Origin of the sequence: Microbacterium sp. R1, assembly GCF_015159725.1 — a bacterium.
GTDB classification, from domain to species: domain Bacteria; phylum Actinomycetota; class Actinomycetes; order Actinomycetales; family Microbacteriaceae; genus Microbacterium; species Microbacterium oxydans.
The window spans coordinates 124,313-140,020 of the sequence record NZ_JADDUD010000001.1; the positions used below are offsets into that span (position 1 = coordinate 124,313).

At 69.1% G+C, this 15,708-nt stretch carries 14 protein-coding genes; 13 read left to right on the forward strand and 1 reads right to left on the reverse strand.

Going from position 1 to position 15,708, the window contains the following annotated elements; genetic code table 11:
* Positions 1 to 9 precede the first annotated feature (9 nt).
* Both ILP86_RS00510 and ILP86_RS00515 read left to right on the forward strand, forming a co-directional pair.
* Positions 10 to 975 (forward strand): alpha-ketoacid dehydrogenase subunit beta, encoded by a 966-nt coding sequence (locus ILP86_RS00510; protein ID WP_058633009.1) that lies wholly within the window; start codon positions 10 to 12, stop codon positions 973 to 975.
* Between the two features lie 28 nt (positions 976 to 1,003).
* Complete coding sequence (locus ILP86_RS00515) at positions 1,004 to 2,350, forward strand: dihydrolipoamide acetyltransferase family protein (RefSeq protein WP_058632980.1); 1,347 nt, start codon at positions 1,004 to 1,006, stop codon at positions 2,348 to 2,350.
* A 26-nt stretch (positions 2,351 to 2,376) separates the two neighbouring features.
* On the opposite strand, the gene ILP86_RS00520 is transcribed toward ILP86_RS00515, so the two are convergent.
* Positions 2,377 to 3,597: an ROK family protein gene (locus tag ILP86_RS00520; protein WP_193761136.1), complete on the reverse strand. Its 1,221-nt coding sequence runs from the start codon at positions 3,595 to 3,597 to the stop codon at positions 2,377 to 2,379.
* 100 nt (positions 3,598 to 3,697) lie between these two features.
* On the opposite strand from ILP86_RS00520, the gene ILP86_RS00525 reads away from it, so the two are divergent.
* The 11 genes from ILP86_RS00525 to ILP86_RS00575 all read left to right on the forward strand — a co-directional run bounded on the left by ILP86_RS00525 (position 3,698) and on the right by ILP86_RS00575 (position 15,708).
* Positions 3,698 to 5,017, forward strand: coding sequence for an ABC transporter substrate-binding protein (locus ILP86_RS00525; RefSeq protein ID WP_046748626.1), 1,320 nt, complete (start codon positions 3,698 to 3,700; stop codon positions 5,015 to 5,017).
* Complete coding sequence (locus ILP86_RS00530) at positions 5,014 to 5,952, forward strand: carbohydrate ABC transporter permease (protein ID WP_058632982.1); 939 nt, start codon at positions 5,014 to 5,016, stop codon at positions 5,950 to 5,952. The genes ILP86_RS00525 and ILP86_RS00530 overlap by 4 nt, the downstream gene beginning before the upstream one ends.
* Positions 5,952 to 6,830 carry a carbohydrate ABC transporter permease gene (locus tag ILP86_RS00535; RefSeq protein ID WP_193761137.1) on the forward strand — a complete coding sequence of 293 codons (879 nt, stop codon included), beginning with the start codon at positions 5,952 to 5,954 and terminating at the stop codon, positions 6,828 to 6,830. The genes ILP86_RS00530 and ILP86_RS00535 overlap by 1 nt, the downstream gene beginning before the upstream one ends.
* A gap of 40 nt (positions 6,831 to 6,870) precedes the next feature.
* Positions 6,871 to 8,559, forward strand: coding sequence for a glycoside hydrolase family 13 protein (locus ILP86_RS00540; protein WP_193761138.1), 1,689 nt, complete (start codon positions 6,871 to 6,873; stop codon positions 8,557 to 8,559).
* 159 nt (positions 8,560 to 8,718) lie between these two features.
* Complete coding sequence (locus tag ILP86_RS00545) at positions 8,719 to 9,729, forward strand: metal ABC transporter solute-binding protein, Zn/Mn family (protein WP_193761139.1); 1,011 nt, start codon at positions 8,719 to 8,721, stop codon at positions 9,727 to 9,729.
* Entirely contained in the window at positions 9,726 to 10,559 is an 834-nt protein-coding gene (locus ILP86_RS00550) for a metal ABC transporter ATP-binding protein (protein WP_058632986.1), read from the forward strand. Before ILP86_RS00545 ends, ILP86_RS00550 begins: the two co-directional genes overlap by 4 nt.
* Entirely contained in the window at positions 10,556 to 11,434 is an 879-nt protein-coding gene (locus ILP86_RS00555) for a metal ABC transporter permease (RefSeq protein ID WP_371861830.1), read from the forward strand. The genes ILP86_RS00550 and ILP86_RS00555 overlap by 4 nt, the downstream gene beginning before the upstream one ends.
* A 46-nt stretch (positions 11,435 to 11,480) precedes the next feature.
* Positions 11,481 to 11,897, forward strand: a complete 417-nt coding sequence (locus ILP86_RS00560) for a Fur family transcriptional regulator (protein WP_045263847.1) — start codon at positions 11,481 to 11,483, stop codon at positions 11,895 to 11,897.
* The gene (locus ILP86_RS00565) at positions 11,894 to 12,934 is read left to right on the forward strand and encodes a permease (protein ID WP_193761140.1); all 1,041 of its coding nucleotides are present in this window, start codon (positions 11,894 to 11,896) and stop codon (positions 12,932 to 12,934) included. The genes ILP86_RS00560 and ILP86_RS00565 overlap by 4 nt, the downstream gene beginning before the upstream one ends.
* Positions 12,935 to 12,956: 22 nt before the next feature.
* Entirely contained in the window at positions 12,957 to 13,829 is an 873-nt protein-coding gene (locus ILP86_RS00570; RefSeq protein ID WP_193761969.1) for a DUF1980 domain-containing protein, read from the forward strand.
* The gene (locus ILP86_RS00575; protein WP_227750879.1) at positions 13,819 to 15,708 is read left to right on the forward strand and encodes a hypothetical protein; all 1,890 of its coding nucleotides are present in this window, start codon (positions 13,819 to 13,821) and stop codon (positions 15,706 to 15,708) included. Before ILP86_RS00570 ends, ILP86_RS00575 begins: the two co-directional genes overlap by 11 nt.

The following is a 15,708-nucleotide window of genomic DNA, read 5'->3' on the forward strand; positions in this document are numbered from 1 at the left end:
CTGGAGACGATGCCGCTCAGCAAGGCGCTGAATGCGGGTATGCGCAAGGCGATGGAGAACGACCCGAAGGTCCTGCTCATGGGCGAGGACATCGGCAAGCTCGGCGGCGTCTTCCGGGTGACGGAGCATCTGCAGCGCGACTTCGGCGATCGCCGGGTGCTCGACACCCCGCTGGCCGAGTCCGGGATCGTCGGCACGGCGATCGGCATGGCGATGGTCGGGTACCGCCCGGTGATCGAGATCCAGTTCGACGGATTCGTGTTCCCCGCGTTCGACCAGATCACCACGCAGCTCGCGAAGCTGACCAACCGGCATGAGGGCGCGATCAGCATGCCGATCGTGATCCGCATCCCGTACGGCGGACACATCGGCGCGGTCGAGCACCACCAGGAGAGCCCGGAGGCGTACTTCGCGCACACCCCCGGCCTGCGTGTGGTGTCGCCGTCGACGCCGAACGATGCGTACTGGATGATCCAGGAGGCGATCGCGTCGAACGACCCGGTGATCTTCATGGAGCCGAAGAGCCGGTACTGGCAGAAGGGCGAGGTCGAGCTCGACGCCTCGGCCGTTCCACTGCACTCCTCGCGCGTCGTGCGCACGGGCAGCGACGTGACTCTGGTCGGGCACGGTGCGATGGTCACCACTCTCCTGCAGGCCGCCGCGCTCGCCGAGGCCGAGGGCACGAGCTGCGAGGTCGTCGACGTGCGCTCGATCTCGCCGGTCGATTACGAACCCCTCCTCGACTCGGTGCGCAAGACCGGACGCATGGTCTATGCGCAGGAGGCCCAGGGCTTCGGCAGCATCGGCGGTGAGATCGCCGCGACCGTCATGGAGCGCGCGTTCTATGCGCTCGAGGCTCCGGTGCTGCGCGTCTCCGGCTACGACACCCCGTTCCCGCCCGCGAAGCTCGAAGGCGCATACCTCCCGGATGCCGACCGCATCCTCGAGGCCGTCGACCGCTCGCTGGCATACTGACACTTCCGCTCGGCCGAAAGGACTCGTCATGAGCACGCAGAACTTCACCCTTCCGGACGTCGGAGAAGGCCTGACCGAGGCCGAGATCGTGGCCTGGAAGGTCGCTCCTGGCGACACCGTCGCGATCAACGACGTGGTGTGCGAGATCGAGACGGCCAAGTCGCTCGTCGAGCTGCCGTCGCCGTACGCGGGCGTGGTGGGCGAGCTCCTCGCTGCCGAGGGCACGACCGTCGAGGTCGGCACCCCCATCATCACGTTCCTGACCGAGCCGGCGGCTGGCACTGCGGCCGCTCCGGCTCCTGCAGCGCCGGCGGCGGAAGAGGGCGGCGGCTCCGTGCTGGTGGGCTACGGCACGGGAGGCGGAGCCACCTCGCGGCGCAAGCGTCCGGCCGAGCGACCCGTCCGCTCCTCGGTGGGGGTGATCGCGAAGCCGCCGATCCGCAAGCTCGCGCGCGACCTCGGCGTCGACCTCACCGCGGTCGCCGCGACCGGTGCCGACGGGGAGGTCACTCGCGACGACGTGATGAAGCACGCCTCGCAGGCGAGCGTCTTCCGCAACATCGAGACCCCCGAGTGGGGGACCGTGCGCGAGGAGACGGTGCCCGCCCCGCAGGCCGCGCCGGCAGGACTCGCTCGCGGCCTCACCGCAACGCGTCCGTCGGCTGCAGGTGACGACCGCACCGAGTCGATCCCGGTCAAGGGTGTGCGCAAGGCCACGTCGTCGGCGATGGTGCAGAGCGCGTACTCGGCCCCGCACGTGACGGTGTGGAAGGAGATCGACGCCACCCGCACGATGGATCTCGTCAAGCGCCTCAAGGCCTCGCCCGACTACGCCGACATCAAGGTCTCGCCACTGCTCATCATGGCCCGCGCCGTGATCTGGGCCGCCCGTCGCACCCCGATGGTCAACGCCGCCTGGATCGAGACCGAGTCCGGAGCCGAGATCGCCGTCCGCCACTACGTGAACCTCGGTATCGCCGCCGCCACCCCGCGCGGCCTGCTCGTGCCCAACATCAAGGACGCGCAGGACCTGAGCATGAAGGAGCTGGCGCGGGCGCTGAACCGTCTCACGCTCACGGCCCGCGACGGCAAGACCCCGCCGGCCGATCAGCAGGGCGGCACGATCACGATCACGAACATCGGTGTGTTCGGGATGGATGCCGGAACCCCGATCATCAACCCCGGCGAGGCCGGCATCGTGGCGATGGGCACCATCAGTCAGAAGCCGTGGGTCGTCGACGGCGAGGTGCGCCCCCGTTGGGTGACCACGGTGGCCGGATCGTTCGACCACCGCGTGATCGACGGCGACGGCATGAGCCGCTTCATCGCCGACGTCGCCTCGATCCTCGAGGAGCCCGCGCTGCTGGTGGACTGACCCGTGTCACGCACGTGACCGCCCGATCACGCACTGTGGCGCAGACGTTCCTCCGCCAACCGCGGCACCGCGTGCTCCCTGGCCGCGCGTCGGGCGGTCGCCACGGCCCCGCGTGAGACGACCTCCGCGCCGAGTGTCGACGCGAGGATCTCCGGAGCGGGCAGGTGCAGCTCCTGGGGGAGGATGCGGCGGGCCGCGGTCAGCACGGGCTCGATGCTCTCGGCGACCGCTCCGCACACGATGACGCGAGCCGGGTCGTACATGCTGCCGAGCACACCGACGACGCGGGCCACGGTGGCCCCGACGCGGGAGGTGATCAGCACCGCGTCCCGGTCGCCCGACGCGGCGAGGGTCAGCACGAGTCGAGGGTCGATGCGACGTGTGCCGACGAGGCGTCCGACGGCGCTGTCGTGCGAGATCTCACCGGAGTCGACTGCCGCGCGCACCTGGTCCTGCACGGCATAGCGCAGGCCGAACGCCGAGCCGACACCCACGATGTGGTCGAACACGACGCCCTCGCCGACACCGCCGTGCGCGCCGTGCAGCACGTGCCCGTCGACCACCACGCCGCCGCCGAAGCGCTCGCTCGCGAGCAGGGCGACGTAGTCGCGGCATCCGATCGCGGCTCCCTCGGCCCCTTCGGCGATCGCGGCGAGCTGGGCGTCGTTCTTGATCTGCACGACGGGTGCCCAGTCCTCCAGTGCCTCGGCGAGCCCGGGGTTCGTGCGCTCCCAGAAGCCTTCCGGGTGCGGGGGCGAGATGCCGTCGCGGTTCACCGGTGCCGCAACCCCGACGCACACGGCGAGCACCTGCTCGCGCGCGACCCCGGCTTCGGTGAGCGCATCGCCGAGGCGCCCGAGGATCGTCGCGCGCCGCTCGGAGACCGTCTGCGTCGGATCGAACTCCACCCGGTGGTGCACGAGCGTCTCGTCGAGCAGGTCGGCCACGGTCACGGCGAGGTGGGTGTCGCCCGCATCGACGCCGATCACGACGCCCAGGTCGGCGGGCAGCACGAAGCGGCGAGAGGGTCGCCCTGCGCGGTAGGTGCCGGCGGCGCGGGCGTTGGGGAGTTCACGGAGGATCTCCGCGCCGACCAGGGTGTCGATCGCGTCGATGGCGGTCGAGCGGGTCAGCGAGGTGCCGGCCATGGCCTCGGACGCGGTGAACTCGCCAGCCGTCCAGGCGAAGTCGAGCACGGCGCTCACGCTCGCTCGCCCGGTGCCCAAGCCTGCGGAGACATCTGCCACGGCGCTTGACCTTCCTCTCGTCCAATGAGAGAGTACCGTTCGACAGAGTAAATTCGCTCACTAGATTTAGTGCACGGATCTACGGGATGGAAGGACGACGGTGTCTGGCACACGAACACGCGCGGCGCGAGCGGTGGCCGCGGCCCTGGGGGTCACCCTGGTCGGCACGGCGCTCGCGGGATGCGCCCCCGGCTCGGGAGCGGAGACCATCCGCTTCACCTTCAGCAAGCGCGAGGCGATCGAGTTCATGACCGCCCTCGTCGCCGAGTACAACTCCTCGCAGAGCGACGTGAAGGTCGAGATCGACACCTCGGGCGTCGACGTCGTCTCGGCGAGCTTCGTGCGGGGCAACCCGCCCGACGTCATGCTCGCCAACTACAACTACGAGATCGCCCGTTTCGTGCAGCGGTGCGCGCTCACCGATCTCTCCGAGACCGACGCCGCTGCGGGCATCCGCGATGACCTGCAGCCGCTCATGGACCAGTACGGCTCCTGCGAGGGCCGCACCAGCGCCCTGCCGTACTCGGTGATGGCCGCCTCCGTCATCTACAACAAGGAGATCTTCGACGCTCAGGGCCTCGAGGTGCCGACGACGTGGGACGAGCTGCTTGCGGTGTGCGAGCAGCTGAAGGCGGCGGGCATCGACCCGTTCTACGGCACGTTCAAGGACGACTGGACCGTGGGCCAGGGCTGGTACGACTACACCGCGGGCGGCTCGGTCGACGTGATCGACTTCTTCGATGCGCTCGCGGACGAGGGTGCCGACGTCGGTCCCGACTCCGAGGTCTCGTTCTCGAAGGACTTCGCCGAGCCGATGGACAGGATGCTGCAGCTCGCGAACGACTACACCAACGCGGATGCCCCGAGCCGTGGCTACGGCGACGGCAACCTGGCCTTCGGCAAGGGCGAGGCCGCGATGTACCTGCAGGGTCCGTGGGCGTTCAGCGAGATCGCGAAGACCGCACCCGACCTGCGGCTGGGCACCTTCCCGCTGCCGATGACGAACGACCCGGCCGACCTCGGGGTGCGCGTGAACATGGACCTCGCCGCGATGATCCCCGAGGGGTCGCGCCATCAGGAGGCCGCCCGCGACTTCCTCGAGTTCCTCTACGAGCCGCAGAACATCGAGGAGTACAACGCCTCGCAGCTCGGCTTCACGCCTACGAAGGGCGCTTCCGCCCCCGACGACCCCCGGGTCGAGGGGATGGTCGAGTACTACGACAACGGGCAGATCTATCAGGGCCCGTCCGTGCTCGTGCCCAAGACGCTTCCGATGATGAACTACGCGCAGGCGATGGTACTCGGGGCTTCTCCGACCTCGATCCTGCGCACCATGGACGCCGACTGGGCACGCATCGCCTTCCGGGCGCCGATCCCGTCGACCCAGGACAACGCCGCCGGCGAGGAGGGCGCATCATGAGCACCACGACAACTCCCTCTGCTTCCGACAGCACGACCGTCATCGTCACGGGTGGCGACCGGAAGCTCCGGCGGCACACGCGTCGCGTCGAGCCGATCTACTACCTGTTCCTGCTTCCGACGCTCGTGATCTTCACCCTCGCGATCACGGTTCCGGGCGTCATCGGCATCTTCTTCAGCTTCACCGACTCGATCGGCATCGGAGAGTGGAGCTTCAACGGGCTGACGAACTACATCGCCCTGTTCAGTGATCCGTCGATCCTGCAGAGCTACCTGTTCACGTTCGGTTTCTCGATCGCCACGGTGATCGTCGTGAACGTGATCGCCTTCCTGCTCGCGGTCGGACTCACCTCGCGCATCCGCTTCAAGACGGGCCTGCGCACCATCTTCGTGATCCCGATGGTGATCTCGGGCATCATCATCGCCTACGTCTTCAACTTCCTGTTCTCCAACTCGATCCCGGCGGCGGGAGCAGCAGCGGGCATCCCGTGGCTCGAGACCAGCCTGCTGGCCAACCCCGACCTCGCCTGGATCGCGATCGTCATCGTCACCGCTTGGCAGGCCGTGCCCGGCACCCTGCTCATCTACATCGCCGGCCTGCTCTCTGTCCCCGGCGAGGTGTACGAGGCGGCGAGCATCGACGGCGCCAGCAAGACGCAGCAGCTCACCCGCATCACGTTGCCGCTCGTCGCGGGATACGTGGTGATCAACGTGATCCTCGGGTTCAAGGGCTTCCTGAACGCCTACGACATCATCGTCGGTCTCACCAACGGCGGGCCGGGCACATCGACCCGCAGCGTCGCGATGACGATCATCGCGGGCTTCAACGGCGGCGACTACGCCTACCAGATGGCCAACGCGACCATCTTCTTCATCGTCGCCGTGCTCATCTCCCTCCTCCAGCTGTCGCTGACGCGCGGAAGGAACGCACTCTGATGTCGACGCAGACACTCACCACGATCCCCACCTCAGGAAAGAAGCCGCGCATCCGCATGGAGCGCGTGAACTGGTCGGGCACGATCATCCTGATCCTGTGCGCCGTCACCGTGCTCCTTCCGCTGTACGTGACCATCTCGATGGCGCTCAAGACCACGGGACAGGCGGTCGACGGCAACGCCTTCTCGCTGCCCGCTCCGTTCAGCATCGACGGCTTCGTCGAAGCCTGGACGCTCACGAAGTTCCCGGTCGGCGCGGGCATCTCCCTGCTCGTCACGGCGGGCACCGTGATCGCGACCATCGTGCTGGCGGCCTTCGCCTCCTACGCCATCGTGCGCAACTGGGACCGACGGCTGTTCCGCTACTCGTTCTTCTACCTGCTCGCGGCGATGTTCATCCCGTTCCCGGTCGTGGCCCTGCCGCAGATCCAGCTCACCGGACGCGTCGGACTCGACAACCCGTTCGGCGTGATCATCCTCGCCACCATGTTCCAGCTGAGCTTCAGCGTGCTGCTGTTCACGGCGTTCCTGCGGTCGATCCCGATCGAGCTGGAGGAGAGCGCGCGCATCGACGGAGCGACCACCTGGCAGACCTTCTGGAAGCTGATCTTCCCGCTGCTCGCCCCGATGAGCGCGACCGTCGGCATCTTCGCGTTCCTGTACGCCTGGAACGACTTCATGATGCCGTCGCTCATCATCGCCGACCCCGCGCTGCAGACGCTCCCCGTTCGGCAGAACCTCTTCCAGAACCAGTTCAGCAACAACTACAACGTCGCCTTCGCCTCGTACCTGATGGCGATGGCCCCCGCGATCGTGGCCTACCTGTTCACGCAGCGGTGGGTCATGGAGGGCGTCACGCAGGGCGCCGTCAAGGGCTGACACCGCACGACCACCGCAAGAGAGAAGGAGTTCTCCCCTCATGACCGACGCGCTTCTCGTCGAGACCCGCACCGCCGAAGACGCCGCCTGGTGGCGTCAGGCCGCCGTCTACCAGATCTACCCGCGCAGCTTCGCCGATGCGAACGGCGACGGCATCGGCGACATCCCCGGCATCGTCTCCCGGGCCGACTACCTCCAGGGCCTCGGCATCGATGCGGTATGGCTCAGCCCGTTCTACCCGTCCGCACTCGCCGACGGCGGATACGACGTGGCCGACTACCGCGACGTCGACCCGCGGCTCGGCACGCTCGACGACTTCGACGACATGGTCGAGGCGCTGCACTCCCGCGGCATCCGCGTGATCGTCGACATCGTCCCGAACCACTCCTCCGACCAGCACGAGTGGTTCCAGGAGGCGCTCGCCGCCGGACGCGGGTCGGCCGCGCGCGAGCGCTACATCTTCCGTCAGGGCACCGGTCCCGACGGCTCCGAGCCGCCGACCGACTGGGAATCCGTGTTCGGCGGCAGCGCGTGGGAGCGCGTGGCGGACGGGCAGTGGTACCTGCACAACTTCGCCGTGGAGCAGCCCGACCTGAACTGGGACCACCCCGAGGTGCGTGCCGACTTCCTGAAGACCCTGCGCTTCTGGTCGGACCGCGGCGTGGACGGGTTCCGCATCGACGTCGCCCACATGCTCACGAAGGACCTCAGCGAGCCGCTTCCCTGGCGGGCCGAGCTCGACGCGATGGACCGCACCTCGGGCACGCACCCGATGGTCGACCGCGACGACGTGCACGAGATCTATGCCGAGTGGCGCGCGGTCTTCAACGAGTACGACCCGCCGCGCACGGCGGTGGCGGAGGCGTGGGTGGACACCCCGGAGCGCCGTGCGAAGTACGCCTCGGCGGAAGGACTCGGCCAGGCGTTCAACTTCGACCTGCTCGTGGCCGACTTCGACGCGCGGCAGTTCCGGAGCATCATCGCCGACAACCTGCAGCAGGCGCAGGAGACCGGATCGTCGACCACCTGGGTGCTGTCGAACCACGACGTCACCCGTCATGCCACGCGCTACGGCCTCCCGGCCCTGAACGGACGACCGGTCAAGCAGGGCACGGAGTGGGTCAAGGCCGGCGGTCCGGCGGACGGCCTCGACCGCGAGGGCGGACTCCGCAGGGCACACGCCGCGACCCTGCTGCTGCTCGGCCTTCCCGGCAGCACGTACCTCTATCAGGGTGAAGAGCTCGGCCTGCACGAAGTGGCGCAGATCACGCCGGAACAGCGTCAGGACCCCGGGTTCTTCCGCGGTGCGGAGTTCGACGGGCTCGGCCGTGACGGATGCCGTGTGCCCCTTCCCTGGACGGCGGCCGGCTCCTCGTACGGCTTCGGCGCCGAGGGCGCGCACCTGCCGCAGCCCGAGTGGTTCGCGGAGTACGCGGTCGACGTGGAGGCCGCCGATCCGGCGTCGACGCTGTCGCTGTACCGCGAGGCCCTGCGCCTCCGGCACCTGCTGCAGACGGGGGAGACCCTGGAGTGGATCGACACCGGACGTGCCGACGTGCTGCGCTTCACCCGGCCGAACGGATGGAAGGTCGTGTCGAACTTCGGCACGGAGCCGTTCGACCTCGGGGATGCGGCCGCGGATGTCGTGCTCGCGAGCGCCCCGCTCGACGGCTCTGCACTCCCCGGGGAGGCCACGGCCTGGATCGCACCGGCCGGTCTGCTCGGCTGAGCTTCCGCCCCTTTGCCGAAACGGAGATGATCCGCGCCCCGCGCGGGGTGTCGAGCACTGACACGCCGCGCGCACGTCGGGTCGTCTCCGTTTCGGCGTGGGTGACCGAGCGGCCGAGCCGATTTGATAATGGTTCTCATTAGCGTTTAGAGTGAGAGCATGAAGAAGCCCGTCGTCGCCCTCGCCCTCGCATCCGTCGCCGCACTCACGCTGGCCGGATGCTCCACCCCCTCGGCGGGAGAGGGCGACGACGGCACCATCACGGTCGTGGCGAGCACGAACGTCTACGGCGACATCGCCTCGACCATCGGCGGGGACCGCGTCGACGTGCAGTCGATCATCACCTCGGCGTCGCAGGATCCCCACGCGTACGAGACGACCGCCCGCGACCGGCTGACGGTGCAGAAAGCCGACCTCGTGATCGAGAACGGTGGCGGCTATGACCCCTTCATCGACACGCTGCTGCAGGATGCGAAGGACCCGCACGTGGTGACGGCCGTCGAGTACTCGCACGACTTCCCCGGCAACGAGGGGCATGACGACGAGGCGGACGCAGCGGCCTCCGACGAGAGCGCTGCCCCCGAGGGAGACGCGCACGACCACGCCGACGCTGAAGACGGCCACGAGGGGCACGACCACATCGAGGGCTTCAACGAGCACGTGTGGTTCGACCCGCACACGATGATCCATGTCGTCGAGGCCATCGCCGATGATCTGAGTGAGCTCGACCCTGACGGGGCGAAGGAGTTCGCCGCCAACGCGGCAACCCTCACCGCAGAGCTCGAGGGCTTCGAGACCGAGCTCGCGACCCTCAAGGCGGAGGCACCGAACGTCAACGTCTTCATCACAGAACCGCTGCCCGGCTACCTCGCGGCCGCCGCCGGATTCACCGACGTCACCCCGGAGGGCTTCGCCGAGTCGGTCGAAGAGGGCACTGACGTCGCGCCCGCCGTGCTGCTCGAGGCGCTGAACGTGATCGACAGCGGACAGGTCACCGCGCTGCTGACGAACGCCCAGACCGGGGGGTCCGAGACCCAGCGCGTCGAGACCGCGGCGAAGGACGCCGGGGTTCCGGTCGTCGCCTTCACGGAGCTGCTCGAGGACGGATCGTCGTACTCTGAGTGGATGAGTGACGCGATCAAGAGCCTCGCCGCCGCCGTCCAGCCGTGAGCGGCGCCCTTCAGCGCGAGAAGCCGGTACTCCAGATATCCGACGCGTCCCTGCACCGTGGGGATCGCGAGCTGTGGTCCGGCCTCGATCTCACGGTCGAACCGGGGGAGTTCATCGCCGTGCTCGGTCCTTCCGGATCGGGCAAGACCACGCTCCTGCGCAGCATCCTCGGCCTGCAGCCGCTGTCATCCGGCACGATCCGCGTGGCGGGTGAACCCGTCCATCGGGGCAACTCCCGCATCGGGTACATCCCCCAGCAGCGGAATCTCGCCCCCGACACGAGCATGCGGGCCCGCGACCTGGTCGCCCTCGGGGTGCAGGGCAGCCGCTTCGGCTTTCCCATCCCGCACCGCGGCGACCGGGCGAAGGTCGACCGACTGCTCGACGCGGTCGGTGCCTCCCACTTCGCGGATCGCCGCGTCGGACTGCTCTCGGGCGGCGAACAGCAGCGGCTCCGGGTCGGCCAGGCCCTCGCCGACGAGCCCGCACTCCTGCTGTGCGACGAGCCGCTGTCGAACCTCGACCTCGCCAACCAGGTCGCCGTGACCGACATCATCGACCGTCAGCGCCGTGAGCGCGAGGCGGCGGTGCTGTTCGTCACCCACGACATCAACCCGATCCTGGGCCGGGTCGACCGCATCCTCTACATCGCCGGCGGGCGGTTCCTGCTGGGAACCCCCGACGAGGTGCTGCAGACCCGCGTGCTCACCGACCTCTACGGCACCCCGGTGTTCGTGCTCCGCGCCGGAGATCGTCTGGTCGTCGTGGGCGTGCCGGACGCCGAGCCTCACCACGATCACGGTGATCACGCGCACGGGGGAGCGGCATGAACGCGGCGGCAGCCATCGCGCCCATGGTCGGCTGGGATGACATCTTCTCCTTCCAGGACTACGGCGAGCTCGTCGCCCTGCTCGCGAACTCGATCATCGCGGGAGCCGTGCTCGGGATCGTGGGCGGCCTGATCGGCGTCTTCGTGATGCAGCGCGACCTGGCCTTCGCCGTGCACGGCGTGAGCGAGCTCTCCTTCGCGGGGGCGGCGGCGGCCCTGCTCTTCGGCGGCAGCGTGGTGGCCGGATCCCTCGGCGGTGCCCTCGTCGCCGCGATCCTGATCGGCGTGCTCGGGGCCAAGGCCAGGGACCGCAACTCGATCGTCGGTGTGCTCATGCCGTTCGGTCTCGGTCTCGGAATCCTGTTCCTGTCGCTCTACGACGGCCGCAGCGCCAACCGCTTCAGCCTGTTGACGGGGCAGATCGTCTCGGTCTCGAGCCCCGACCTCGGGTGGCTGATCGGCATCAGCATGGTCGTGCTCATCGGGCTGCTGGTGATGTGGAACCCGTTGCGCTTCGACTCGCTCGACCCGGAATCGGCTGCCGCCCGCGGGGTGCCGACCCGCGCCGTGAGTCTGCTGTTCATGGTGCTGCTCGGCCTGATCGTCGCCGTGAGCGTGCACATCATCGGCGCGCTCCTCGTGATGGCACTGCTGGTCACGCCGGCCGCCGCCGCGATGCGCGTCACGGCCGGCCCCATCGCGGTGCCGTTGCTGGCTGCGCTGTTCGGGTTCGTCTCCGCGGTCGGCGGCATCCTGCTCGCCCTCGCCGGAACGCTGCCCGTGAGTCCCTACATCACCACGCTGTCGTTCACGATCTACGTGATCTGCTGGATCGTGCAGCGCTCGCGTGCCAGGGTTCGCCGGGTCCAGGCCTGAGATCCACTCCCAGCCCCCGCTGATCGCCGCGGCCTAGACTCTTCTTATGGCTCAGCGGAACACCTGGCAGCGCGAACGCGTGCGCGAAGCACTCGCCGACGCGCGCGGATTCGTGAGCGCGCAGAGCCTGCACGCCTCGCTGCGCGATGACAACACCGGCATCGGCCTGGCCACGGTCTATCGCGCCCTCGCCGGGCTCGCCGCCTCCGGAGACGCCGACTCGCTGCAGAGCCCCGAGGGTGAGGCGCTCTACCGGGCATGCACCACGCAGGGCCACCACCACCACCTGATCTGCCGGTCCTGCGGTCTGACCGTCGAGATCGAGGCCAAGGACGTCGAGCAGTGGGCGCACCGCACGGCTGCCCTGCACGGATTCACCGAGGCCGCGCACGTGGTCGACATCTTCGGACTGTGCACTCCGTGCGCGAACAAGCGCGATGCCGAGAGGGCCGCGTCCGCGTGAGCTTCTCGGCAGCAACGGCGACCCGTCACGGCCACTCCCATCGCCCGTCACCCTCGCCACGATCGGCATGGATCGGCGTCGGCCTCGGCGCGGCCATCATCGCCGCCCTGTTCCTGATCGATGCCTTCCTGCCGAAGCTGTTCCCCGCCTCACTGCCCACCCGCGCGCAGGACGGCCTCACGCTCGCGCTGAGCGTGCTCATCGAAGCCCTGCCGTTCGTGATCCTCGGTGTGCTGCTGTCGATCGTGGTGCAGGTCTGGCTTCCTGCCGACGTCATCCACCGCTGGCTGCCGAAACGCGCGTGGGCCCGTCGTGCGGTGCTGTCGCTGCTCGGCATGCTGATCCCGGTGTGCGAGTGCGGCAACGTTCCTTTCGCCCGTGGACTCATGATGCGCGGCCTCGCGCCGGCGGAGGCGATGACATTCCTCATCGCCGCACCGATCGTGAACCCGATCGTGATCCTCACCACGCACGCGGCGTTCGGCTGGGACGGCGGCATCCTCGTCGCCCGCCTCGTCGGCGGCTACCTGATCGCCAACCTGATCGGCTGGATCTACAGCCGCCACCCCGACCCCGACGGCATGCTCACGCAGCGTTTCGTCGACACCTGCGACCGGGTGACCCACGAACCGGGCACCCCTGTGCGCCGCAGCCTCACGCAGTTCCTCATCGAGCTGCGCGCCGTGATGCCCGCGCTCGTGATCGGCTCGGCGCTCGCCGGAGCCGTGCAGGTGCTCATCCCGCGGGAGTGGCTGCTGGCGATCGGCTCCAACCCGGTGCTGTCGATCGTCGCGATGATGGCCCTCGCGATGACGGTGGCCATCTGCTCGAATGTCGACGCCTTCTTCGCGCTGTCGTTCGCGTCGACGTTCTCGTCCGGCGCGATCGTGGCCTTCCTGCTCGTCGGGCCGCTCGTCGACATCAAGATGCTCGCGCTCATGCGCACGACGTTCACGGGCCGCACGCTCGTCGGGATCGTCGGCATCGTGCTCGCCGCGGCCTTCGCCATCGGGATCGGGGTGAACGTCCTTGTCTGAGCACACGGCACTGTCTGAGCGCGTGGCGCCGTCTTCGCCCACCGCAGCGCGCGTTCGCGCTCTCGGCACCCGCTGGCTGGGTGTGGGGCTGGCCGCCGTGATCTCGGTCGTCACCCTCGGTCTCGGTCTCACCGGACGCCTCACCCTCTACATCAGCCCCGAGTCGGTGTGGTTCGCGTGCACAGCCGCCGTCGTCACCCTGGCCGGTGCGATCTGGTCGTGCACCCTCCCGCTCGGCGAGGAGAGCGACCATGGTCACGATCACGGGCATGCCCCTGCGCCCACGCGCCGCAAGTCACGCGCGGAGAGCGCCGCCCGGGATCACGCCGACCTGGATCACGCCGACCCGGAGGACGGCGACGGGCGCCCAGCCACTGCGCCCTCGTCGCGCCGCACGCTTGCCGGGGTCGCCGCCGTCACGGGTGGCGTCATCGCCTCCGGGGTGGTGGTGGCCGGCCTCGTGCTGCCGCCCGCCTCGCTGTCCGTCGAGCTCGCGATGTCGCGCGCGGGAGAGCAGAGTGCGTTGTTCGCCGGTGCCGACACGGTGGCCCTCGGCGTTGCCGACACCTCGACGTTCGGCGTCGGCGACTGGGCGAGCGTGTTCGCCGCAGCGACGAACACTGCCGCGTATGACGGTGCGCCGGTGAAGCTCACGGGGTTCGTGACCCCGGACGATGCCGACGACGGCGTCAATCTCACCCGCCTGGTCATCACGCACTGCGTGATCGACGCGCAGACCGCCATCCTCCCCGTCGACGTGAAGCCCGACGACTACGCGACCGGCCAATGGGTCGAGATCACCGGAACAGTGCGTGCGGATGCCGATGGGAAGCTCCGCATCGAACCGACCGACGTCGTCGCGATCGACGAGCCGGGGGACCCCTATGAGTACTGACGACGAGCGCCCAGAGGTGCCCGCCGTCCCGCGCACACGCGCGGAGATGCGTGCGGCGCGAGAAGCCGCCGAGGCAGCGGAGGCGGAGCGGATCGACCGCGTGATCGCCTCCGCCGAACACGTCGCCGCGGCGCCGGACCACGCTCCGCACACCGCGGATCCCTCGTCTGCCGCTACGGCGTCCGCGGATCCCTCGTCTGCCGACCAGCCGGATGCCGTCGCAGACGAGGCAGTCCTCCGTGAAGCTGCCGCCCGTGAAGCTGCGGTGCGCGAGGCGGGCGACCGTGAGGTCGCCGAGCAGGAGGCCGCAGCCCGGAAGATGGCAGCCTTCGAGGCTTCAGCCCGAGAAGACGCGGAGGCGACCACCCTTCCGCCCGTCCCGCTCGCGACTGAGCCCGTGTTCGTCGGCGCGGCCCCGGACGTCGAGAGGGAGCGCGCAGAGGCCGCGGAGCCGAACACGCCTCCGGCCCCTCGCGTCGCGGCAGAGCCGGAGCCCGGGCAGACTCCGGGGGGCCGTCGTCGCTTCGTCGTCACGCTCGCCGCCGTGCTGGGTGTCCTCGTCATCGTCGGAACGGGGCTGGGTGTCGCGAGCCTGCTCCAGGGACCGCGCATCAGCGATGTGCAGGTGAACGCCGCGCAGGCGATCGAGTCCTCAGGCAGCCGCGTCATCCTCACCGCGAACCAGGCGCTCGCCGACATCGACCCCGCGCAGGTGACGGTCGAGCCGGCGGTGCCGTTCACCGTCGATGCCTCCGGTCGCGGCGTGGGGGTGCGATTCACCGTCCCGCTCGACGATTCGACCGAGTACACGATCCGCGTGGCCGATGTCGTCGGTGCCGGAGGCGGCCCGACGACGACGCTGACCACGAGCTTCACGACGCCGCCGTCGAACATCTTCCTGCTGCGCCGCGACGTCGAGGGCAAGGACAAGATCTTCCTCACCGACCTCAGCGGAGAGAAGGCCGTCGCGGTGTTCGAGCACGACAAGATCAACGACTTCCGTGCGACATCGACGCAACTCGTGGTCTCGGTCGAGGAGGACGACGGATCCCGCCTGCTCGTGATGGACCGCGACGGCAAGAACCAGCGTGAGCTGAAGCTCCCCGGTGACGGCTACGTGGGAGCGATCCAGGTCTCCGAGCGCGGCGGCCTCGTCGGCTACAGCTACTCGGACAAGGAGCTCAGCGATACCGAAGGGCGCGCGAGCGTCCTCGTCACGCAGTCGCTGAGCGGCGACGACGACCCGCAGATCATCGAGGTCGCCGGTGCCGAGGCGAGCGTCTTCGTGTGGCAGTTCGTTCCCGACAGCGCGGCCGTGCTGTTCATCGACTTCGACGGAGCGCTCTCGCTCGTCGACCGCTCGACCGATGCCGGCGTGCAGTCGCTCGGTCTCGCGGCCACCATCCAGGGGATCTCCCGAGGCACGTACACCGCGATCGTGGAGCGGCTCGACGGAGCCGTGGTCGAACTCGATCTGGCCGACGGCTCGGAGCAGCCCCTCGCCGCTTCGGACCCCGACTACGGCACGGCGAGCTCCATCACGCCGTTCCCCGGCGGCACACTGCGTCACGTCGTCGCGCGTGACGAAGAGGGTCTCCCGATCGGGCAGGTGGTCGTGCGGGTGGACGACGACGGTGCGGCGACCCCGCTGGTCGAGGTCGGGTCGACGGACTCGATCCTCCAGGCCTGTGCATCGCCGAGCGGTCAGTATGCCGCCGTCGTCGTCGCGCCCGACCTGGCGAACAACGCCTACGATGGGATGCTGCTGCCGCTTCCCGAGAACGTCGAGACGCACCTGATCGACATGGACTCGGGCAAGGAGCTCGTGGCCCTCACCGGCTTCGACGCCTCGTGGTGCCAGACGGCCCCGAGATTCTGA